The organism is Geobacillus sp. BK01 (genome assembly GCF_052220245.1).
Lineage (GTDB): Bacteria > Bacillota > Bacilli > Bacillales > Anoxybacillaceae > Geobacillus.
On record NZ_JBQPTH010000012.1, the window covers coordinates 22,018 to 44,771 of the forward strand.

The 22,754-nt window shown below is 53.1% G+C and carries 16 protein-coding genes, 1 pseudogene and 1 CRISPR repeat array; of the genes and pseudogenes, 6 read left to right on the forward strand and 11 right to left on the reverse strand.

Annotated features, from left to right (window positions below; all coding sequences use genetic code 11):
* Nucleotides 1-2 precede the first annotated feature (2 nt).
* The 7 genes and pseudogenes from csx2 to ACTVDO_RS12345 form a co-directional block, all read right to left on the reverse strand.
* The gene (csx2, locus tag ACTVDO_RS12315) at nucleotides 3-1,328 is read right to left on the reverse strand and encodes a TIGR02221 family CRISPR-associated protein (RefSeq protein WP_063166866.1); all 1,326 of its coding nucleotides are present in this window, start codon (nucleotides 1,326-1,328) and stop codon (nucleotides 3-5) included.
* A gap of 2 nt (nucleotides 1,329-1,330) precedes the next feature.
* Entirely contained in the window at nucleotides 1,331-2,533 is a 1,203-nt protein-coding gene (locus ACTVDO_RS12320; protein WP_063166867.1) for a putative CRISPR-associated protein, read from the reverse strand.
* Nucleotides 2,534-2,966: 433 nt separating this feature from the next.
* Nucleotides 2,967-4,069: a CRISPR direct-repeat array (repeat unit 30 nt; unit sequence GTTTCAATCCCTCATAGGTACGATAAAAAC).
* A gap of 148 nt (nucleotides 4,070-4,217) precedes the next feature.
* Entirely contained in the window at nucleotides 4,218-4,376 is a 159-nt protein-coding gene (locus ACTVDO_RS12325; protein ID WP_156485827.1) for a hypothetical protein, read from the reverse strand.
* A 35-nt stretch (nucleotides 4,377-4,411) separates the two neighbouring features.
* Nucleotides 4,412-5,632: a TIGR02679 family protein gene (locus ACTVDO_RS12330; protein WP_442901623.1), complete on the reverse strand. Its 1,221-nt coding sequence runs from the start codon at nucleotides 5,630-5,632 to the stop codon at nucleotides 4,412-4,414.
* Nucleotides 5,629-9,747, reverse strand: a complete 4,119-nt coding sequence (locus tag ACTVDO_RS12335) for a TIGR02680 family protein (protein WP_063167420.1) — start codon at nucleotides 9,745-9,747, stop codon at nucleotides 5,629-5,631. The genes ACTVDO_RS12330 and ACTVDO_RS12335 overlap by 4 nt, the downstream gene beginning before the upstream one ends.
* A pseudogene (locus ACTVDO_RS12340) lies at nucleotides 9,692-10,904 on the reverse strand (TIGR02678 family protein). The gene ACTVDO_RS12335 and the pseudogene ACTVDO_RS12340 overlap by 56 nt, the downstream one beginning before the upstream one ends.
* The gene (locus tag ACTVDO_RS12345; RefSeq protein ID WP_063166870.1) at nucleotides 10,888-12,399 is read right to left on the reverse strand and encodes a TIGR02677 family protein; all 1,512 of its coding nucleotides are present in this window, start codon (nucleotides 12,397-12,399) and stop codon (nucleotides 10,888-10,890) included. The pseudogene ACTVDO_RS12340 and the gene ACTVDO_RS12345 overlap by 17 nt, the downstream one beginning before the upstream one ends.
* Before the next feature lie 144 nt (nucleotides 12,400-12,543).
* On the opposite strand from ACTVDO_RS12345, the gene ACTVDO_RS12350 reads away from it, so the two are divergent.
* From ACTVDO_RS12350 to ACTVDO_RS12365, 4 genes are all read left to right on the forward strand, one after another.
* Nucleotides 12,544-13,107 carry a hypothetical protein gene (locus ACTVDO_RS12350; RefSeq protein WP_063166871.1) on the forward strand — a complete coding sequence of 188 codons (564 nt, stop codon included), beginning with the start codon at nucleotides 12,544-12,546 and terminating at the stop codon, nucleotides 13,105-13,107.
* Nucleotides 13,108-13,444: 337 nt separating this feature from the next.
* A complete protein-coding gene (locus ACTVDO_RS12355) occupies nucleotides 13,445-14,347 on the forward strand; it encodes a glycine betaine ABC transporter substrate-binding protein (protein ID WP_020958514.1) in 903 nt (300 codons plus the stop codon).
* 16 nt (nucleotides 14,348-14,363) lie between these two features.
* A complete protein-coding gene (locus ACTVDO_RS12360; RefSeq protein WP_020958513.1) occupies nucleotides 14,364-15,491 on the forward strand; it encodes a betaine/proline/choline family ABC transporter ATP-binding protein in 1,128 nt (375 codons plus the stop codon).
* Nucleotides 15,492-15,728: 237 nt separating this feature from the next.
* Nucleotides 15,729-16,358, forward strand: a complete 630-nt coding sequence (locus ACTVDO_RS12365) for an ABC transporter permease (protein ID WP_442901624.1) — start codon at nucleotides 15,729-15,731, stop codon at nucleotides 16,356-16,358.
* A 223-nt stretch (nucleotides 16,359-16,581) separates the two neighbouring features.
* Here the strand turns inward: ACTVDO_RS12365 and ACTVDO_RS12370 are convergent, their stop codons facing one another.
* The 4 genes from ACTVDO_RS12370 to gatC form a co-directional block, all read right to left on the reverse strand.
* Entirely contained in the window at nucleotides 16,582-17,886 is a 1,305-nt protein-coding gene (locus ACTVDO_RS12370) for a homocysteine synthase (RefSeq protein ID WP_442901625.1), read from the reverse strand.
* A 176-nt stretch (nucleotides 17,887-18,062) separates the two neighbouring features.
* Nucleotides 18,063-19,493 carry an Asp-tRNA(Asn)/Glu-tRNA(Gln) amidotransferase subunit GatB gene (gene gatB, locus ACTVDO_RS12375; protein ID WP_442901626.1) on the reverse strand — a complete coding sequence of 477 codons (1,431 nt, stop codon included), beginning with the start codon at nucleotides 19,491-19,493 and terminating at the stop codon, nucleotides 18,063-18,065.
* 13 nt (nucleotides 19,494-19,506) lie between these two features.
* Complete coding sequence (gene gatA, locus ACTVDO_RS12380) at nucleotides 19,507-20,964, reverse strand: Asp-tRNA(Asn)/Glu-tRNA(Gln) amidotransferase subunit GatA (protein ID WP_442901627.1); 1,458 nt, start codon at nucleotides 20,962-20,964, stop codon at nucleotides 19,507-19,509.
* 12 nt (nucleotides 20,965-20,976) lie between these two features.
* Complete coding sequence (gatC, locus tag ACTVDO_RS12385; RefSeq protein ID WP_442901628.1) at nucleotides 20,977-21,267, reverse strand: Asp-tRNA(Asn)/Glu-tRNA(Gln) amidotransferase subunit GatC; 291 nt, start codon at nucleotides 21,265-21,267, stop codon at nucleotides 20,977-20,979.
* A gap of 158 nt (nucleotides 21,268-21,425) precedes the next feature.
* Here gatC and ACTVDO_RS12390 point away from each other — a divergent pair, with 158 nt between their 5' ends.
* Nucleotides 21,426-21,932 (forward strand): hypothetical protein, encoded by a 507-nt coding sequence (locus tag ACTVDO_RS12390; RefSeq protein WP_442901636.1) that lies wholly within the window; start codon nucleotides 21,426-21,428, stop codon nucleotides 21,930-21,932.
* Between the two features lie 31 nt (nucleotides 21,933-21,963).
* Complete coding sequence (locus ACTVDO_RS12395) at nucleotides 21,964-22,740, forward strand: VOC family protein (RefSeq protein ID WP_442901629.1); 777 nt, start codon at nucleotides 21,964-21,966, stop codon at nucleotides 22,738-22,740.
* The last annotated feature ends 14 nt before the right edge of the window (nucleotides 22,741-22,754 follow it).

The window sequence follows — 22,754 nt, forward strand, 5'->3', positions numbered from 1 at the left end:
CTTTACTTTGACATCGACTTTGCCAACATCGACATCCGCTCAAAAAATGAAGAAAATTGTTCAAACAGCGCAACCGCCTTCGGCATAAACTTTTCTGCTGGCAGCGGATTGGGACGTGTGCCCGCATGGTTGATATCGTTGCGCAGCTCTTTGATTTGGCCAAACGGCTTCAATTCCTCCCGATAAGAGTCAAGCGCATTCGCCATCCGCTCCACCAACTCGAACGAATGAACCCGCCATTCGTCCCTCGGAATCCGACGCAGCACGATTTGAATGGTCGAATGGATGTCATTCCGCACCTCTTCCTTGCGTTCATCGAGCGAAAACGCCCGGCAAATCGCCGTCACTGTGTTTTCCTCAAGCATCGTTAGCGCTGATTGGATGAGTCCATGATTCAAACACCACCGAACCGCTTGCCAACTGTTGATGATCGGATCATCACTAAAAATGGCATACTTCTTTTCCATTTCGTCAAGCAGCGGAACAAGCGGTTTGACCGCTTCGGTCGGCGCTGAACGGACACGCGCCAGTTGTTCGCGAAATTTCCGCACTTCCTCATCAATGTCCAAACTCCGGCACGTGCGGATCGCTTTTTCTGTCTGATCCAATTGTTTCGCTAACTTGTTTAACGCCGCCACCTCGTTGCGCAGCTCTCGGCTTGCCGTTGGATCACAGAAGACGTGACGGTTTTCCTTTTCCGTCAGCGCCCGAATCAACGCCGCATCCCCCGTACGCAAAAACTGGTCGACGCCATTCGTCCAATCAAGCAAGCTGGCCATGCTCGTCAAATTGACAATCGGCGCCAATCGCTCTTCTGGCGGCAGTTGCTTAACATCCATCGGGCGCCCCAGCACCTCAAACCAGCCATACACAATTGCCCCGATCTCGGCCTTTTTCACCAAGCGGGCATAATTCAACACAATGAGTGCTACAAACGGAATGGAACGAAAACTATGGGTAATATCGAAATAGATCGTATCCCCTTCCCCAATTTCTGACATAACGCGATCAAACAGCCGCCAATTGGTCCGTTCATCCTGACCGTTGTCAATGTCAACCATCTTCACATTCGCTTCAGGGGCGATGCGGCGGAAAGCGGTCATTAGTCCTTCCAGCTGCTCTTCCCCTCTCAAGCGGTCCTCTCCATTTCGCTCCCGCGCTTCTTTTGTCGCAAACACAATGACATCCATCGGTTGCTCGCCGTGCAACAGCTCGTACACCGCCGTCTGAACAAAACGGGTATACGAGGAAGTTTTTCCCTCATACGTATAAAAACAATATTCATAGTCACTTAACCCTAAAAATGACAACAACACATGTCTTCCCATCGTCATGATCCCCCCGTCCCTACCAGTTGCGCCGTCACATCCGAAAATGATGAATCGTCTTCATAAATCCCTTTTCCTCTCACCGCCTCCCGCTCATACCGGTCATGATCGAGCCATAAGTAATTGGCGTACAGGCGGTCTTCCTCTTCGACATACCGATAGGCGAGCCGAAACGCCGTTTGGCCGTTGCTTGCCCCTTTGTATAAGTGATATTTGGCTTTGCGCGGATCAATCGTTTCAAACGATTTTTCATGGTACAAAACCGAAGCGTCGCCTTCACGATATTTTAATTTTTTGACTAGTTCTTGCATCTGTTGGTACACAAATAGCGACTGATGACGATTATGCCGAAGCATATCGGCCACTTGCCGCGATACAAAATAAGACGTTTCAAAAAGATGCTTATACTTTTCATGCTCGAGCAAAAACTGGCCAAACGCGCTCAAACAAACGAACTCTGCATCCCGATAAAATAAGGAAGGGTATTGTTCAATGCATTGCTTTTCTTGATAGGAAAGCTCGTTCATCGCCACCAAATCCATTTGGCACTTGCGAAGCAACTCAAAATAACGGCGCACAAATTGTTCGTCGATGTGAATCGGTACGGGTGGAATTTCATGCAAAACTTGTCCATCCTCGTGCATATAAGCAGTTGGATAGTTTAAGAATGCCCCAACAATATAGCCAAGCGAAGTCATCACTTTATACCCGCCGATCGGCGCAAAACAAGTCGTCGATGGCTCGCCGTGCATCAGGGCATTCGCAACCTTCGACATATACTCTCCCAGCGTTTCTTGCAATCGCCTCCGATGGTTCACATCTACTTCTACATACACAACACGGACATTCGCTTTAAAATCCCGTTCAAGCAAATGGACAAGCATCGCCTCAACGACCCGCCCTCCAACCGTGTCCGTAACAATGAGAACGATCGTCGGTCTCTCTCCTAGTTTTCCTTGTCGATGAAGCTCGTAAATCATCGAATACTCTGCACAAACACGGTTAGGCTGCTGAGCGGCCTCATGAGCAAACTGCCGGGCATGGCGCAACCAACGATCTATCTTGCTTTGTTTTTGTTCATCCACGTCCCGGTCATGAATCCAAGAACGAATCTCCCCTAGCGTCTCGTCTCGATTCACCGAAAAGACATTCCTAGCCCCCGTCAATAACGAAACGCCGCATGTCAATACAATGTGCTGATACAAGCCAATCTCTCTCCTATTCTTCAAATCTCCATCTAGCATGAACAAACCAGGAAAATATATCTATTTCTATACCAATTTTAAACTATTTTCCAAAATTCAAGCAAGTGATTTTATTATTTTCTTAATTCATAACAAATCGGTGAATCCTCTACTGCGGAAAGACATTTTGGAAGGCTGGTGATTTAAGGGAGTAGGCCGCTTCTCAATAACGTTTCTCAAATAATAGAAAAAACTGTAGCATCGTTCCTTCTTTGCACACGTTCACCCATTGATCAAGGGAAACTGCTGTTTTTCACCAGCCTTCTGGAAAACTTCGCATAAAAAATGGGCTGAACTAGCGATTGTGGGTCAAAATTTTTCGAGGAAGATAGGGAAAGAAAAACAGATAGAAAGTGGAGGGATAAGGATCTTTCCGCAAAAATAGTGCGCTGACGTTCCGGTCTCTCATAGGTACGATAAAAACCATTTTGGACTCGGAGGCGGATGTGTTGGATGATCTGTTTCAATCCCTCATAGGTACGATAAAAACCCAAAAACCACCGCAGAAATGCTTCTTATGTACGCGCAGATTTCAATCCCTCATAGGTACGATAAAAACGTTCTCCAACTTAACGCGGAAGGACAATTCGCCGCCGTAGTTTCAATCCCTCATAGGTACGATAAAAACATTCGCGGGATTGTCTCTGATAAATACACCAAATTTGAGTTTCAATCCCTCATAGGTACGATAAAAACCGAAGACTGGAGAAATTGGAACGAGTGACGCATGCGATGTTTCAATCCCTCATAGGTACGATAAAAACTAAGTGACCACCACGCACATTAGCTATATCTTGATCGGGTTTCAATCCCTCATAGGTACGATAAAAACAAGAATATTCTACACATGTCACCTATTATCTAAACGAGTTTCAATCCCTCATAGGTACGATAAAAACACATAATGAAAAATGTAAAATTTAATGTGTGGTACTGGTTTCAATCCCTCATAGGTACGATAAAAACATGCGATCTGTTCTTCCGTCGACAATGTGAATCAGTTTCAATCCCTCATAGGTACGATAAAAACAGGTTTTGCACATTCCGCAAGATTTGATTTTTATTGTTTCAATCCCTCATAGGTACGATAAAAACAAAATGGAAAAATCTTCGACGTGACAGTCGATGATGGTTTCAATCCCTCATAGGTACGATAAAAACATCACGATAACGTGATAAAACGAAAGGGGGATGATTGTTTCAATCCCTCATAGGTACGATAAAAACGTCCGTACCACTCAGCGTTTGAATACGCCGCTCGGAGTTTCAATCCCTCATAGGTACGATAAAAACCTTTTTCGTTGGTTGCGATTGAATCAGTGGGTATCGTGTTTCAATCCCTCATAGGTACGATAAAAACCTGACGCTACTTTGTGGCGTGCTATCGAGCGTATGGATGGTTTCAATCCCTCATAGGTACGATAAAAACTTCTTCGGGATTTCAAGATACGCATACCGATACTGTCTGTTTCAATCCCTCATAGGTACGATAAAAACCCAAAAAGCGCTGCCATAACAAGCTTTCTCCTGCAACGGCAACTTCAGCATAACACGTTTCGAAGATTCTGTCAATCAAGTCTACCCTTGATGGCTGTAGGGATCAGGCGATCAAAACCAATGTCGTCGACCCCCTGGGGTTTTTGCGTCATTGGAGGTCGACGACAAACGAAGACTGCTTCCTAGCGTTTGGCGTGCCTTGTTTGCCGATTGCTGTTTGCCTAAGCGAGGGCAAGCGCTCGTCATGCGGTGAATAAAACCGGGGCGCCGCCTGCCCATCCATCGCAGGCAAGACGAATACAAACATTGGAATCCCAACACTTGCATGAACAAGGGCGAGTGCTAACTTTTTATGTCTCGAAGCAGTCGGCCGATGATCGCCTCTTGGTATCCCGCTTTTTCCGTTTTCGCCATCGCTTCTTTCACTGGCTGCAGCGGCGCTGACGCTACGGAGGCGAGTTTGGCGAGCCGCTCCGCAGGCAAGTGAACCGATGGGGTGGCGGCGAAGTAGTCATCGACGCTGTAGCGCCAGAGAACAGCCGCCGAGCTGTATCGCTCGAGAAAACGGTCGGCCATTTTCAAACCTTCCGGGTCAAAGTCACCGGAGTAATGCAACTTGGCGCCTGAAGCTGCGAGCAAATCAAGGAGCCGCATCGTCGCTAAATTCATTTGCCCGTTCGTGCAGACAAGCGGGGCGCGGGTGTCAAGCAAGGTCGAGAAAACGCCCGCGTTTTCGACGACGTATACGATGCCGCCGTTGGCTGGATAGGCGCGAATGAGCGACAACACGTCCCTTAGCGGTGCATTCAATGCGCTGTTGGCTTCGACGGCAGCAGTGAAGACTGGGTGAGGGCCTTTCTTCGTTTCGGCCAACAAGTTGGCGCAGGTGGCAAAGTTCAAAATATCCTCGCGGAGCAGGCCAACGGACTGCAGCAATTCATTGACGCTCTCTACAGAGGTCACATCCCACTCACCTGGCACGGTCGCTTGCAAGGCCGACAGCAACACCTTGCCGGGGAGCGTTGACAGGTCAAAGGCGTGTGGATCGCCGGCGATGCGCTGGGCAAACAATGGGAGCCGCTCATACGAGCCAAGCGGCAAGCGGCGAAGGGCGGCGCCGGCAAGACGGATCGCCGCCGCCAACTCTTCGCGGTTTGCCTCATACGCCGCTTGGATGAACCGTTGGCCACAAATGTCTTCAAGCCAAGGGTGCTCGTGGGCGAGGTGCCCAAAAAACCGCTCCCGCTCCTTTTCGACTGCCTGGCGCTGTTCTTTTTTCGGCACGAGCGGCTCGCCGAAATAGCGCTCGAGCAGCTCGATGAGACCAACGCAGGCAAACCGTGTTCGTTCGAGTTGCTGTTCAAAGGCGGGCAGGGAAACGCGGGAAACGTCTCGGCCGAAAAAGGCGGCGATGACTTCGCGCTCGTTCTCGCTGAACGATGCCAAGGAGACGACGCCGCCAACACGGCCGAGCGACTCGTATTTCCGCTTCATTTCGACAAACAAGCGGCGAAAGCCCGGCTCGGAACGGAAAAAGGCAGCGGCCTCTTCGGCCCGGTTCATGTCTCGATCAACTCCCATTCTTCCTCATTCGCTACTAACTGTTTGATGCGCCCGTTCCAATAATACTGGATGACGGTGACAAACGGTGCATTGCGCGGACGGACGAGCTCGCAAATCGACAGGGCCGGCACGGTGTCGTAGTCACCCCAAAGCGCCTGCGAGTTCATGATGTAATTAAAGCCGAGCTGTTCAACAAGGCCGAACATCATGCGGATGTTGTTTTCATCGACGCCGGCGAACGCTTCATCAAGCGAGATGATGTACGGCGCATCATCGCCTGCTTCTTGATAGCGTGAATACGCCGCCGCAAACAGCGGAATGTACATCGCCAACGCTTTTTCCCCGCCGCTGAACCGATAAAAGCGCTGATTTGTCAGTTCGCGCTTCGGTTCGTGTTCTTTTTCATAGTAGAGGGTAAACGAAAACCATTTCCGATAGTCGAGCACTTCTTTTATAATTTGATGAAGCGTATTGCCTTGGCCGCGTTCCTCAAGCAGTTCGCGGGCGCGGGCGATTTTCGAGCGGAAATGGTTCGTCACCCGCTGCAAATCTTCCTCCTTGAGTAGCCGTGAATCCATCCGCAGCAACCCCACCAGCTCTTTCGTATCGAGCTCGTCTTCCGTCTCCGCCGTTTTCGGCTTCCATTGAATGGATAGAACGAGGCTCGATGACGTATCGATTTCGCTCATCCGCTTGTTCATGTCGTTCACCCATCGCTCCGCGCGTTGGATGCGGCTGCGCAAAATGCGGCCGACCGACTTTAAAATGACTTCCTCGTACAGTTCCCGGTCTTGTTCTTTCATATACTCGTGCTGCAACGCGATTTCCCGCTCAACTTCCGCCAAGACGACAGACGGCGTGGCACGCTGCCCTTTGTAGTCAAGGAAAATGACGTTTCGCTCTTGTTTTTCCCGCCAATCAACTGCTTTCATCGCCATTTCGTCGTCCGGCGCCGCGGTGCTCCATTCTTTCTCCTCGAACGGCAGCGATTCGAACGTCGCCCGGTATTCGGTCAAATTGGATGATTCTTGGAAAAAGATTGTGTTCAGCCGAGCCAGCAGCGAAGAGCGGCTGTCTTTCAATGTTCCCCCATACCGCTGTTTCGCTTCGCTCGCCTGCTCGCGAAGCGGGCGCGAACGGTCCAGCTCCACCAACTTGAGCGCCGCTTCACGGGCAAAGGCCTGCTCCCATGCGGCGGCCAGCTCGCGAGCGAACGTTTCCCGTTTCTCTCCTTGTTCCCGTTCTTCGGCAAGACGCGCAAGGCGCTGCTCGGTCCGCGCCCGCTCGTTGACTAGACGCGGAACTGCCTCGCGCAGGGTGTTAAGCCGCTCCCGCACGCGGGCGATTTCCGCGCGAATGTCATCCGCCCCCATTTGTTGGAGCGTTCGTTCGATCTCGGCCATGCGGAGCGCCAGACGTTCGTCTTCATCGAGCAGGCGATTCCGCTCCCCTTTGGCCTCATCGATGTCGTCGCGAAGCTCCTGCAGCTGCTCGCGCTGCTGGGTGATCATCGCCGCGACATAGAGCGCTTCTCGAACATGCACTTCCAGTTCATGCAAAAAGCGGAGATACGATTTCATCGCCAAGCGGGCTCGATCGCATCCTTCCACGGAAAACGCCACGTCAAGCCCTGCCGATTGCTCGCGCAACGTTTGCTTGAGGTGCTGCCACTCGCGAGCGAGACGGGATACTTTTTCTTGTTGCCGCTGCCAGTCGCGCTCTTTGCTTTCCGCGCGGCGGCGCGCTTCCTCCCGTTCCTCAAACGCCGCGCGCACATCGCGGTCCGATGGAAAGGCGGCAAACCACTCCGCCAATGCGGCTATATGAGCTTCCACCGCTTTGTGTTCCGCCTGCAGGCGGTCAAGCGCTTGCCGCAAGGAAGCGATCTCCTCTTCCAATGAAGCGATCTTCTCCATCCGCCACCGCCGCCTTGCCGCGCGGCCGATGAACATGGCGCGCTCGCGGGCGGGCGCATGACCGAGCACGAGACCAAGCGCATAGCGTCCGGCTTCATTAAGCGTCATGCCACTGTCTTGCGCCTCATCGGCAATGACGATACTGCGAAGCACGGCATCAATTCGCTCCGCAGCGACAGGCACATCTGCATCTGGCTGGAGATAATCGGCCAACGTATGCGCCATATGCACCGGGTTCGGGACGAGCACCCGGTCATACGTCACCGCCATATCGCGGTCAATGATCAGCGCGTCGAGCAGTCCGGCATGGGCGAGCGCCGATTCGATCCGCTCGCGGACAGGCTCGGGCACATGGTCGAAAAATTCGACTGCCGCATACAGCGGAACGGAAACAACTCCTTGTTGCTCCAACTCTGCGCGCATGGCGTCCGTCTGTGGATCGCGTTCCGGTTCTGGGTCTTGTTCCATCTGCCAATGGCGAAGCTCCTGGTCGCGCTCGGCGAGCTGGTCGCCAAGCAAGCGCATTTCGTGTTCAAGCCGCCATTTTTCATCGTTTTTCTTCCCGACGGCATCATAATACGCCGCCGTGAACGGCTGCTTGAGGTCATCGATGGAATATTGATCATACAAGCCGTCCGTCTGTCGCAAAAACGTCTGAATGCGCGCTTCGTCCACCGTGACGCCGCCGCGCTCCAGCCAAACGAGCACCGCTTGTTCCCACCGCTCTTTTTCTTGGTCAAGCAGTTCGTCCCATTTCCGGTATTGATGCCGCCATTCGTCAACTTCCCGCTGCAGTTCGCCCGCTTCTTTGCTTGCTTCTTCATAGCGCGCTTGCAGGCCTTCATGACGCCGCCAAAGGTCGGCGAGCGCTTCGAGTCGTTCCGCATGGCGGTCCGCTTCCTGCTTCCAAACCGTAAACGGAAACTCGCGCTGTTGGTGATGATGACGGAAAAAATCGTCTTCATTCACTTCATGGCCGGCAAACGCCCCTTCGTCCGCGTCGGCGCGCAACTGCGCCAGCGTTTCTTCTACCTTCCGTTCCAGCTCATCGAGGCGCGCTTCCGCCTCATCGATTTGATGGCGGCGCTGCCGTTCAAGCCGCTCCTTCTCTTCGATTACCTGCTCTTGCCGCTCCCGCCGCCTCGCTAGGTCGCGCTGCTGTTCCTTTAACTCTTCGTGCTTTTCGGCTTGTTGAAAGACTTCATGGCCCGCAAGCTCCACTTCCCGTTCACGCAACACGTCTTCTTCCCGGCCGAGGCGGGTGATCTCCTCATCCAGCTCATCGAGCCGCTGCCGCGCTTTGTTCTCCTCTTCTGACCTTGCTCGCTGCTCAGCGGCGAGCTGTTCGGCTCGTTGGACCGCTTTCTCGTATTCCACGGCTTTTTCGGCAATCATATATTCATTGTAATGACGGTAATGGTCGCAAAGCCGCTTGAGCGCCCGCGCATCGCGCTCGAGCTGCTCCAGCTGCTGCTTTGCTTGGTCCATATTTTCAATCGTCTCGGACAAATGGCGCAATTCCTCATCGGTTAACGGCGGCAATGCGCTTTCCAAAATTTCGTAAATCACCGTCGGCTTGAAATCTTTCGATAATTTCGGGCTTCGCAATTGAATCAACAGCTCGATCAACTCTTGAAACGCCTCGAGCGATTCGAAGCGAAACACATGCTTATTGACGAGCTCCATATATTCTTTTTGCGTCTCGACCACCGTTCCCCCGGCGCCGAGCGCATCGGCGAGCTCGCGCTTTGTCAAAGGAATTTTCTCGCCCGTTTTTTCTTTTTTGTACAAGTCAACATCATGGCCGATGCGGCGGTTGTCCAAAATGACAAAGCCCCAAAAGTCGAGATTTTTTTGCCGTTTCGCTCGCAAGCCGATGCCGGTCGTGAGATATTGATCGGTTTCGGTCCGCTTATATTCGAGAAACAAATAGCCGGTCCGCTCATCGCGGTTGACGACATCTTTTTCCCCGAGCAAGTAATCTTCCATTCGCCGCGCCCGCGAACCGAACGGATCGAGCCGGTCGGGCGTCTTTTTCCCGTCAAGCAGCACCGGGATCAAGCTTTGCATCGTCACCGATTTGCCCGCTCCATTGCTTCCGCGCAAAAACAACTTTCCGTCAGCAAAATGAAAATATTGTTCATCATAATACCAGAAATTGATCAATCCCGCGCGATGCAACATCCACCGATCCGCCATCATAGTTCCCTCTCTTTCGCTTGAAAATCGTCCGGGTATCGCCCGCACAGCCGCCCAAGGAGCGGGTAGAGGACGACCATGCCCGTCTCGGGATCCGTGTCTGCCATTCGCCATGCTTTCAGCTCCGCCAACACCTCGCGGGCTAACTCCGCAAGCGATGCTTCGCGATGCGTCTTCCCCCATCCAGCTTCGTAGCGACGCTTCGTATCGGCGAGCGATTCAGAAAACTGCGCCGGCGTCAGCCAAAGGCGCCCGTACTCGTCCGGCGGAAAGGACGCCAACCGCTCGCGGACGACGGCGGCAAAATGAAGGATGATGTCAGACGTCCCTTTTAGATCGGGAAAGAGCGTATACGGCGCCTGCCGTTCCGGAATCGTCAACATGGCGACGTTTTTGTACAGCTCATATCGAAACGGCGTATGGGACTCAATATCCTCACGCAGCCGATGCCGGAAGTTGCGCAAGTAATAAAAATCTTGCTCGTCGCCTTCTGTTCGGTGTACAGCCGGTGATAAAAACAGCTTCCGGTACAGACGATGGCGCCGGTAATCTTGCGGCGCTGCTTTCCATTCTTCCGCCAACAGTTCATCAATCGACGTATATTGCAGCAAGTCTTTCGGATATGTGCGCATAAAGTAGCGCGCCAACACCGGCACTTCATAAAGCGCTTCTTCGTCCGCATGTTGCGCGAACGCTTCGATCTCTCCATCCATCCGGCGGATCAGTCCGATTTGTTCCGCTGTTTTCAGCACACGAATGAGCGCGCGCCGCTGCGAATAGTTCGTCCAATCGACCGGCACATCGCCCGGATACATAGCGCGGATTTCCTCGCATACATCGGAAAGCAAAAATTTTTCCTCAACCGCCTTGCTTTCAACATACGCCATCAAGCAGCAAAACAGCGCATAGTCGAGCGGCTCTTGAAACGACGGAATCCCCATCCACGGCTCCGGCTCAGCCGGAATTTTTTCGAGCTTCGCGAAATGCCGGTGCACGATCAAACGGTAGCCGAACTTCTCCTCGACGTATCTTTTGAGCACGTGTTCGCGTTCGCGGACAAGCTGATACCGTTCCGGGTCGGCGTCGCGGACGATCCAAAATTGTTCAAATAGCGCCGCCAACGCTTCTTTTGCTTTGTCATCAAACGCCGTCTCCATCTTCACTTCCTCCTTCCGCCATCACTTCGATTTCGTAGTTGGGCATCACAAGCGTTCCGTCTTCAGCATGAAGGCAAATCGTGTCGTCCCGACGAACAATGCGGATGTTCCAGCCGTTCTCCGTTTTCACGGTTGGCTGTTCTTTCCCCATCGCTTTGGCGATCCAGGCGAGCAACGTCTTCCGTACGTACGGGGTCACTTCGCCGAGTTCGGCCAGCACGATTTTTCCGTCTTTCACCAGCTGTTTCAGTTCGGCTTCCTCGCGTGCCTTCTCCTCCAAATAGCGGCGGCGCGCTTCTTCTTTTTCCCGCTTTTTCTCCTCGATCGCCTGCGGTTTCTTCTTTTCTCCATAATGGCGCACGCGCGGTTTCGTCACCCATTCCATCGGCGCCTCTTCCCAAACATCGCGATACATATCATCTGTCGCCTCATTGTCTGCGATCAGATGTTTCGTATGGAAGCAGCCGAACACGACCGCCGACAAACAGTGCGCCTCTTCGATCGAGGACAGCTTCGAAAACCAGCTCGCCAAGTGCAAATAATCGCCTTTGCGGCTGCGAAAGTGATGATGCCGCTCACCAAGCCGCTGCACGATGCGCGTCAAGCGACGAATCGCTTCGTTCGTCTGATGCTGCAAAAACGCCAGCTCGCTTTCGTGGCCGTCCCGACCTAAAAACCATTCGCGCAAACTGCGCCACGTCTCGCGCTTTTCTTCGATGCATTCGGCGCGCGACGGAGCGCTGTCGACAAAGCGTGGAATCGACCGCTCATAATCGACTACGTACTCAATGAACCGGTTCACCCCTTCGTCTGGAAGGTCTTCCAACAGCCGCTCAATTTGCATCGACGTCTTCTGTAAAGCGACGATAAAATCACGCAAATAGGCGGTAAATTGTTCCTTGTAAACGAGAAACGATTCCGCCGTCATCCGTTCTTCCAAATTTTCGCTATGCAAATAGGCGATATAATCGGCCGAATGGTGAATGATTTTTTTGAAATAATCAAACGTCTCCTCCCACACTTGGTGTATTTCATCTGGTTTTTCTTGGAAATTGGCAGAAATGATCGTTTCCATGCGGGAAAGGGATGCGTACAGACGGTCAAACCGCGTTTTCTCGAGCGAACCGCCGAACGAGTCGCCCAACTGTTCGAGCGTGCGAATCATTCGCTCTATTTCCACTGTGTACGGGCTGCATTGATAGCGAAAGCGTTTTTTCTTAAACTCCTCGATCGTCCGTACATGAGAAGTCTCTTGACGGGCGATCAAATTGTTCCATTTGACAAGCTGATCGAGGTCTTGCTGCAAATCATCCTCAGTATAATCGGCAAATTCGTTATGCTGTTTCAAAAACGCATACACTTCTTCAGGGAACAAATATTGCCGCATCCGTTCGTGCTGAATGTAGAAATACCGCAAAATCGCGCGGTAACGGTGCGCATTTTCCGCCGACAAATACTTTGTTTCGACAATTGGCTTCAACCAAGAAGCATCCATCCTCGTCCACCTTCGCCTCTCCTTTTTCTACTCATTATTGTAAGGTGTGGTTCTTTCTTTTGCTAGTGAAAGCTATTTTCCGAATTTTTCCCGCCATCCATGCGCTTTTTTTGTAAAATAGAGACCAAAAGGAGGTGAATCGACATGGAGGCGCTGTTGCGAAAAATTTTGCATGAGGTGAAAGCAACGCGCACGGCAGCCGAGTCGCTCAAACGGCGAGTCGGCGCTTTAGAGGGACAAGTCGCCCAGCTCAATGAACGAACAAGCGCCCTCGAGACGCAAGTCGCCCAACTCAATGAGCGGACGAGCGCTCTTGAGACGCAAGTCGCCCAGCTCAATGAACGAACGACCGCTCTTGAGACACAAGTCGCCCAGTTGAATGAACGGGCGAGCGCTCTTGAGCAGCAATTCGCCCAATTGAAGGAGCGGACGACCACGCCCGAACAGCGCATCGATTTGCTTTACAAGCGCACGGCGGAAACGAAGGCGGTTGCCGAAGCGCTTCGTCATGGGCAGGAAGGGCTGACCGCGAACTATGAGGCGATGGCTAACGACCTCCACCAAATGAAAGGCGACCTCACCCACGTCACATCGATCCGCGAAGACAAGGTGCTGCCGGCTCTCGCCGAACATGAAGCGGGACTGCACGTCCTCAACGCCCGCGTCTTCAAAACCGAAAGCATTCTTCACCACCTCGTCCATGCGTAAGATGATTCCTCAACAGATCATGAACCCACTCGTTTCGATGGATCCGGCCGCTTACCGCAGCCGGTTTTTTCCTCCTATTCAACCCGAACCTCTCGAATTCGGAGTATTCTGGAGAATTCGAGAGCATTCCCGAGCATTTGTAAGCATCGATGAGGAGAGAACACCTCTCACGGCGAGAGCAGGCGACAGGCGGATAGATCGGCTGATACCAAATTTGCCAGCTGCACCCAAATTGCGTTATCCTCTTTATTGTGACGCTTTTTCACCCCTCCGCGTCTTGTTGCCGCTTTTTTATCCCCCTTCATTTTGTATAATCGTAACCAAAAAAGGAGGAATCATGTTGCGAAAATGGATCATGTCTTTGCTCGCTGTCGGGCTTATGTTTGGACTAGCAGCCTGCAGCGGAACGAGTGATGCGAAAGGGAAAATTGTCATTACCGGCAAGAAGTTTACCGAGCAAGTCATTTTGACGCATTTGCTGGCGGAATATGTAAAAGCCAATACCGATTTGGATGTTGACGTGAAAGACAGTTTAGGCGGCGCGTTTATGCTCCAGCAAGCCATCGAAAACGGAGATGTCGACATGTATGTCGAGTACACCGGGACGGGGTATTTGAACATTTTAAAACAGCCGTACGATCCTGCGAAGACGCCCGAACAAATTTACAACGAAACGAAGAAATTATATAACGAAAAATACAACATCGCTTGGCTCAAACCACTCGGATTTAACAACACCTACGCCTTGGCCATGCGCAGAGACTTGGCGGAAAAGCTCGGGGTGAAAACGTACTCCGATTTGGTGAAACATTCGTCTTCCCTTACGTTTGGGTCAGACGCCGAGTTTTTTGAGCGAAGCGACGGCTATGACGGGCTTGTCGATACGTACGGGTTCCAATTCAAGAAAAAAGTGACGATCGATCCGGACTTGCAATACGAAGCGGCGAAAAACGGCGAAATTGACGTCATCACCGCCTACACGACCGACGCCCGGATTAAAAAATACGATTTGGTCGTATTGAAAGATGACAAACAGTACTTCCCGCCGTACCACGCTGTGCCGATTATCCGCCAAGAAGTGTTGGACGCCAACCCGGGGCTTGAGGAGAAACTAAACAAGTTGGCCAATATTTTAACCGATGAAAAAATGATGGAATTAAATGGTGAAGTGAACTTGGAAGGAAAACGGCCGCGTGAGGTGGCGATTGATTTCTTAAAAGCGGAGGGACTGATCGACTAGAAAGCGAGGAATGTGGATGATTCGGTTTGAAAACGTCACGAAACAGTATGAGGACGGCTTTGTCGCCTTAAAGAATATTAATCTCGACATTCGCAAAGGAGAGTTGGTCGCCTTGATCGGGCCGAGCGGGTGCGGAAAAACGACGACGATGCGGATGATCAACCGCTTGATCGAGCCGACTTCAGGCAAAGTGTACATCGACGGGCAAGACATTTCCCAGCTCGACCCGGTTGATCTGCGGCGCAACATCGGCTACGTCATCCAGCAAATCGGCTTGTTTCCGCACATGACGATCGCGGAAAACATCGCACTCGTGCCGAAGCTGAAAAAATGGGAAAAACACACCTATGAAAAACGGGTTGACGAATTGCTTGAGCTCGTCGGCCTGGATCCGGCGACGTTTAAACACCGCTACCCGTCGGAACTGAGCGGCGGGCAGCAGCAGCGCGTTGGCGTCGTCCGCGCCTTGGCCGCTGAGCCGGACATTATTTTAATGGATGAGCCGTTCAGCGCTCTTGACCCGATCAGCCGCGAGCAGCTGCAAGATGACATCGTCCGCCTGCAAGAAGAGATTCACAAAACGATCGTCTTTGTCACCCACGATATGGATGAAGCGATCAAAATCGCCGATCGGATTGCGCTCATGAAAGACGGGGAAATCGTCCAGTTCGCGACGCCGGACCAAATGCTCCGGCGGCCGGCGAACTCGTTCGTCCGTGAGTTTATCGGCGAAGACCGGCTGCGGACCCGCCAGACGGCCGTGCCGACGGCGGAAGATTTAATGTCGGCGGACGTTGCGACGATCTCGCCGCGCCGCGGTTTGGCGGAAGCGTTCCGATTGATGAAAGCGAAAAAAGTCGACAGCCTGGTCGTGGTTGATAAAAAGCAGGCCTTTCTCGGCATCGTGACGCTGAAACAAATTGAACAGCGCTATCAAGAAGAGCATTTGTTAGTCGCCGACATCGCCGATTACGATGTGACGACGTTGGCGAAAGAAGCGGACGTCACGAATGTCGCCGCCCTGTTCCAAGACCCGGATGTACGCATCATCCCGGTGCTCGATGGCGACCGACTCGTCGGCGGGATCACGCGCTCGAGCATGATGCGCGCGCTCGCGGAGTGGACGTTCCAGCAGCACGCGTGACGACAATAACGGGGGCGAATGACGGCAAAAAACGAGGCGCCCCGTTTCCCGCCATCGAGCTAGAAACTCGCCGCTCGTTCGCCTAAATACACACGCCTCATGTTGAAAAGGCAGAACCGCTTGTCTGCCAACAGGATCGGTTCTGCCAGTGAACCAAAACCTTGCCAATCTTTCAGTTTCAGCCCGTGACCGAGCGGCAGCCATCCGCTGCCGCTTTTTCCGCCAAGGAGGGATACAATGGAATTATTGCAAACGTTGATCGAACGAAAACATGACATTTGGATTGCGTTTCAAGAACATGTGCTGTTATCGGCCATCGCCATGGGCATTGCGATCGTCATAGCCGTACCGCTCGGCGTCGCGTTGACACGGTATCGCAAACTCGCCGAGCCAATCATCGGCATCGCCGCCATCATCCAAACGATTCCGAGCTTGGCGCTGCTTGGGTTTATGCTGCCGATTTTCGGCATCGGCAAACTGCCGGCGATCATCGCCTTGACGCTTTATGCCTTGCTTCCGATTTTGCGCAACACGTACACCGGCATTCTTGGCGTCGACCCGGCGCTCGTTGATGCCGGACGAGGGATGGGGATGACATCGCGGCAAATTTTATGGATGGTCGAGCTTCCCCTCTCGCTTCCCGTCATTATGGCCGGCGTGCGCACCGCGACGGTGCTGACGATCGGCGTCGCCGCTTTGGCGACGTTTATCGGCGCCGGCGGGCTTGGCGACTTGATCGACCGCGGCTTGCGCATCGCCGACAAAAACTTGATTTTCGCCGGCGCCATCCCAGCCGCCATATTGGCGATTGCCTTCGACTGGTTGCTGCGAAAAATAGAAAAGAAAGTGACACCCAAAGGGCTGTGATCAGCCCTTTGGCGCCGTCCCAGCAAAAATGCGAACACCGCGCCCCTGCCCTTCCACCTCGGAACGGCCGGAACAGGCTGGCATCAATACTAATGAATCTCTCCCTCAAGCCATGCGAGTAGGGAACGCATATTCGGAGGAAGAACAATCGTCAAACGCTTTCCATATACAACCCCCGCACTTTGAAAGCCACCCGCTCGCCGGGTGGCTTCTTCCTTCCTAACTATTTCACCCCCACCGTCTGGCTTTGGCGAATGGCTTGGCGCAAGTCGTCCAAAATGTCGTCAATCGCTTCGGTGCCGACGGACAGGCGGACAAGGCCCGGGGTGACGCCGGCGGACAGCTGTTCGTCCGGGCTCAGCTGCTCGTGCGTTGTGCTGGCCGGGTGGATGATGAGCGATTTCGAATCGCCGATGTTGGCCAAGTGCGAGAACAGCTTGACCGAGTCGATCAATGTTTTCCCGGCTTCGACGCCGCCTTTGATTTCAAAGGTGACGATCGCTCCTTGCCCGTTTGGCAAATACTTTTTCGCCAGCTCATGCGACGGATGGTTTGGAAGCCCTGGATAGCTGACCGATTCGACAGCCTCTTCCGCTTCCAAAAACTTCGCAACGGCGAGGGCGTTTTCGCTATGGCGCTGCATCCGCAAGTGAAGCGTCTCCAACCCTTGCAACAGCAAAAACGCATTAAACGGCGACAGCGCCGCCCCTAAGTCGCGCAACAGCTGAATGCGCGCTTTCGTGATGTACGCCGCTTCGCCGACGGCATCGACATACACCAGCCCGTGGTAGCTTGGGTCAGGTTCGGTGAACTCCGGAAACTTGCCACTTCCTTTCCAGTCAAACTTGCCGCTGTCCACAATCACGCCGCCGATCGAATTGCCGTGGCCGCCGATAAACTTCGTCGCTGAATGGACGACGATATCGGCGCCGAATTCAATCGGCCGCAGCAAGTACGGGCTGGCGACCGTGTTGTCGACAATGAGCGGAATGGCGTGGCGATGGGCGATGGCGGCGACCGCTTCGATGTCGAGCACATCGTTTTTCGGGTTGCCGATCGTTTCGGCAAACACTGCTTTCGTTTTGTCAGTAATAGCTTTTTCGAAGTTTTCCGGATCGGACGGATCGACAAACTTCACCGTAATGCCAAACTTGCGCAGCGTATGGGCGAACAAGTTGTACGTGCCGCCGTAAATGGACGAAGATGATACGATTTCATCGCCCGCTGAGGCGATGTTGATGAGCGAATAAAACACCGCCGCCTGCCCCGATGAGAGCGCGAGCGCCCCAACGCCACCTTCTAACGCCGCGATTCGCTTTTCAAGCACATCGTTCGTCGGATTCATAATGCGCGTATAAATGTATCCTTCCTCTTTCAATCCAAACAAATTGGCCGCGTGCTCACTGTCGCGGAAGACATACGAACTCGTCTGGTAAATCGGCACGGCCCGCGCGCCCGTTTCCCCATCCGGTTTTTGCCCGGCGTGGATGGCGAGCGTTTCCGGGCGGAATGTGCGTTCATTGCTCATCGTTTTCCTCCCCCTCGGTTTGGTTTCTTCCTCTCCCGCTCCTCTTGGTGTTGATATCCAACTAGTTTTATATAAAAATCTACCATTCCGATCAGGGGATGTCAATCAAGTTTTTTCAAAAGTCTAAAAAATCAATGAACGAAACAAGCCTGCGAATCGCAGGCTTGTCCGATGAGTTACCGCTTGTTGATTTCTTCGATGAGTAGCTTGTTGACAAGCGGCGGGTTGGCTTGTCCTTTCGTTGCTTTCATCACTTGGCCGACGAGGAAGCCAAGCGCGCGGTCTTTGCCGTTTTTATAGTCTTCGACCGACTGCGGGTTGGCGTCGAGCACTTCGAGCACGATTTTGCGCAGCGCTCCTTCGTCGGAAATTTGCACGAGCCCTTTTTCTTTGACGATTGTCTCTGGATCACCGCCGTGTTCGACGAGCTCTTTGAACACTTTTTTCGCGATTTTCGACGAAATCGTGCCGTTTTGGATCAGCTTGATCATCCTAGCCAAGCTTTCCGGCGTCAAGGCGATGTCATGGAGCTCTTTTTGCTCGGCGTTTAAGTAACCAGATACTTCGACCATAAGCCAGTTGGACGCCAGTTTCGGGTCGGCGCCGTTGGCGACGGTCGCTTCAAAGAAGTCGGCCATTTCTTTCGTCAAGGTGAGCACTTTGGCATCGTATTCCGGCAAGCCCCATTCCTCGATATACCGCTTCCGGCGGGCGTCCGGCAGCTCCGGAATCGAGGCACGGACGCGCTCTTTCCATTCGTCGTCAATATAGAGCATGACTAAGTCCGGCTCCGGGAAGTAGCGGTAGTCTTCCGATCCTTCTTTGACGCGCATCAAAATCGTTGTTTTCGTCGCTTCGTCAAACCGCCGCGTTTCTTGACGGATGACGCCGCCCGAGAGCAAAATTTTCTCCTGCCGCTTCGCTTCGTATTCCAACCCCATGCGAACGAAGTTGAACGAGTTGAGGTTTTTCAATTCCGTTTTTGTACCGAACTTGTCCGAACCGAGCGGGCGAAGCGAAATATTGGCGTCGCAGCGAAGCGACCCTTCTTCCATTTTGCAGTCGGAGACACCGGTGTATTGGATGATCGCCTTTAATTTTTCCAAATACGCATACGCTTCTTCCGGCGAGCGGATGTCTGGCTCGGAGACGATCTCAATGAGCGGCGTCCCTTGACGGTTAAAATCCACGAGCGAATAGCCGTCGCCCGTATGCGTCAGCTTGCCGGCGTCTTCTTCGAGATGGATGCGGGTGATGCCGATTTTTTTCTTTTTTCCGTTTACTTCAATTTCAATCCAGCCATTTCGGCCAAGCGGCTGATCGTATTGCGAAATTTGGTACGCTTTCGGGTTGTCCGGATAAAAGTAGTTTTTGCGGTCGAATTTCGTCTCGGTCGCGATTTCGCAGTTCAACGCCATCGCCGCTTTCATCGCAAACTCGACCGCCTGTCGGTTCAACACCGGCAGCACGCCCGGATACCCTAAGTCGATGACGTTCGTTTGCGTATTCGGGGGCGCCCCGAAGGCGTTCGGGCTGCTTGAGAAAATTTTTGACTTCGTTTTCAGCTCGACGTGGACCTCAAGTCCGATCACCGTTTCAAAGTTCATCACCTAACCCCCCTTACAACACCGGTTTTTGCTTATGGTAGTCGGTCGCTTGTTCAAAAGCGTGGGCGACGCGGTAGACCGTGCTTTCATCAAAGTGCTTGCCGATAATTTGCAAGCCGACCGGCAAGCCATCGACAAAGCCGCACGGCACGGAAATCGCCGGTACACCCGCAAGGTTGACTGGAATCGTTAAAATGTCGTTCATGTACATCGTCAGCGGATCACTCGTTTTCTCGCCGATTTGAAACGCTGGCGTCGGCGTGGTCGGACCGATGATGACGTCGTATTGGTCAAAGACGTTTTCGAAGTCGCGCTTGATCAGCGTCCGCACTTTTTGCGCTTTTTTGTAATACGCATCGTAATAGCCCGAGCTTAAGGCAAACGTCCCAAGCATGATGCGGCGCTTGACCTCGTTGCCGAACCCTTCGCTTCGCGTCAGTTTGTACATGTCGATCAAGTTTTTTGCGTTGTCGGTCCGATATCCGTAGCGAACGCCGTCAAAGCGGGCAAGGTTGGCCGATGCTTCCGACGAAGCGAGCAAGTAGTATGTCGCCAAGGCGTACTTGGAATGCGGCAGCGACACTTCTTCCCATGTCGCTCCAAGTTTCTCGAGCACATTGAGCGCAGCAAGCACCGACTGGCGCACGCCTTCGTCGACGCCTTCGCCGAAATATTCTTTCGGCACAGCGATTTTCAAGCCTTTGATATCGCCCGTCAACGCTTCGACATAGTTGGGCACCGGGATGTTCGCTGATGTCGAATCCATCGGGTCAACGCCAGAAATCACTTGCAGCAAGTAGGCGTTATCTTCCACCGTACGCGTAATCGGGCCGATTTGGTCGAGCGATGACGCAAACGCGACAAGCCCGAAGCGCGACACGCGGCCGTATGTCGGCTTCAATCCGACAACCCCGCAAAACGCCGCGGGCTGGCGGATCGAACCGCCCGTATCCGAGCCGAGCGCAAACGGCACTTCGCCGGCCGCCACCGCCGCCGCCGAACCGCCGCTGGAACCGCCCGGAACGCGCTCTAAGTCCCACGGGTTGCGCGTCAGCTGAAACCCGGAGTTTTCCGTCGACGAGCCCATGGCGAACTCGTCCATGTTCAACTTCCCGATCGTGATCGTCCCTGCGGCATTCAACCGCTCCATGACAGTGGCGTCGTAAATCGGGTCAAAGTTGTACAAAATTTTGCTGGCGCATGTCGTACGCAGCCCTTTTGTGACGATGTTGTCTTTAATGCCGATCGGCAAGCCGAACAGCGGGTTCGTTTCTTCGCCTTTGGCGAGCTGGTTATCCAACTCTTTCGCTTTCGCCCGCGCCTGTTCTTCATTTAATGTTAAAAACGCTTGCACTTTCTCTTCCACTTCATCGATGCGGCGGTACGATTCGTCGACTAAATCGAAAATCGACACTTCTTTTTTCTTCAGCAACGTATGTAATTCTGACACGGAATGGTCAAAAAGCGACATAAATCCCCCTCCTTACTCTAAAATGGCCGGCACACGGAACTGGCCGTCTTGCTGATCCGGCGCATTTTTCAGCACTTCTTCGCGCGGCAGTCCCGGCTCTGGCACATCCTCGCGCATGACGTTTTTCATATCAAGCACGTGCGAAGTCGGCGGAACGTTCTCCGTATCCAATTCATTCAACTGCTCGGCAAACGTAATGATCGCATCGAGCTGTTTCGTAAACATCTCCGCCTCTTCATCCGTAATCGCCAACCGTGCTAAGTCGGCGACGTGTTTGACTTGGTCAATGGAAATTCGCGACATTGTGTTCACCTCCGACATGGTCGACCTTCCACAATACTATGATGATACCAAACGTTTAGGAAATAAAGCAACCATCCGGCCATCTTTTGCCTAGTTGTCCATTGACACATCCGAACATATGTACTATAATGGCCGTAACAGGCGAAAAAGGGGGAATGATGACGATGAGTGAAGCGCTGCTCGCCCAAGTGCTCGACCGCCTGAACGCCATGGACGGTACGCTGCAAAAGCTCGTGAACGGCCAAGAGCGGCTCGAGCGGGAGCAAATCGCCATTCGTCAAGAACAAGAAGAAATCCGAAAAGAGCAACAAGAAATTCGCAAAGAACAGCAAGAAATCCGCCTGGAACAACAGCGGCTGCGCCAAGAACAAGATTCGCTTCGCGCCGGGCAAACGGAATTGAACGGCATCGCAGCTGCTCTTCTCCACCGCCAAGATGAAACAGACGCGAAGCTGAAAGCTCTCGCCGCTGACGTCCACCATCTGCACCAAGAATTTGCCGCACTGAAACAAACGGTGGATCGCCTCGAACAAAAAATGGACTCCCGTTATGAACAATTGACCGCCCAAATCGAAGACATCAAGCTGGACTTGAATTTTATCGCCCACCGCACCGTCGATAACGAGCGCATCATTTACAAGCTGAAAGAAAGGTTGTTCCGCTAATCGATTCCCAGTCTAGGAGGAGGTCGCCGTCATGCATGTCGCGTTTGATCATCTCGTCCACTTAACCGAACGGCCGGAGCAGGTGAAAACAGCGTTTGAACAATGGAGGTTTACAGCTATCCATGGCGGACGCCACCCGTCGTGGGGAACGTATAACGCATTATGCTACTTCGAACATTTGCGCTACATTGAATGGATCGCCATCGCCGATAGGCAGACGGCGAAAACGTGCGGAAATCCGCTCATCGCCCAGCTTGTCGCCGACTGCCAAGAAGGAAACGGCTTCTCCCAATTTGCCTTCCGCACGGACAACATCGAAGCGGTGGCAGCACAGCTCAAACGAAACGGATTCACCCCGGTCGGCCCGTTCCCCGGCAGCCGCGAGCGCGATGACGGCAAGCGGCTCACATGGTCGATGCTGTTTATCGAAGACGACACAGACGGCACGTTTCGCTATCCGTTTTTCATCCAGTGGGGCGACGATGATGACGTGCGGATGAACGAGCTGGCGCCGCTCATGCGCCACCCGGCCGGCTCTATTTCGCTGTCGTCGATTAGCGTCTACACCCTCGATCTCCAGCGGGCGATCCATGGCTACCGCCGGCTGTTTGACCTGCCCGAACCCGATGTCGGGCGCGATGAGACGGGAGCGTACGCGGAGCTCGCTGTCGGCGGCATCGCGCTTCGGTTGTACGAGGCTGACCGCCGCCATCCATCGACGCGCCCGTTTTTGTGCAAATTGGCCGGTTGGCCCAGCCATCGCCACATGAAAGTGGACGGCGGGACGTATATCGGCTCTAAACTATGATGGACGCTCTTATT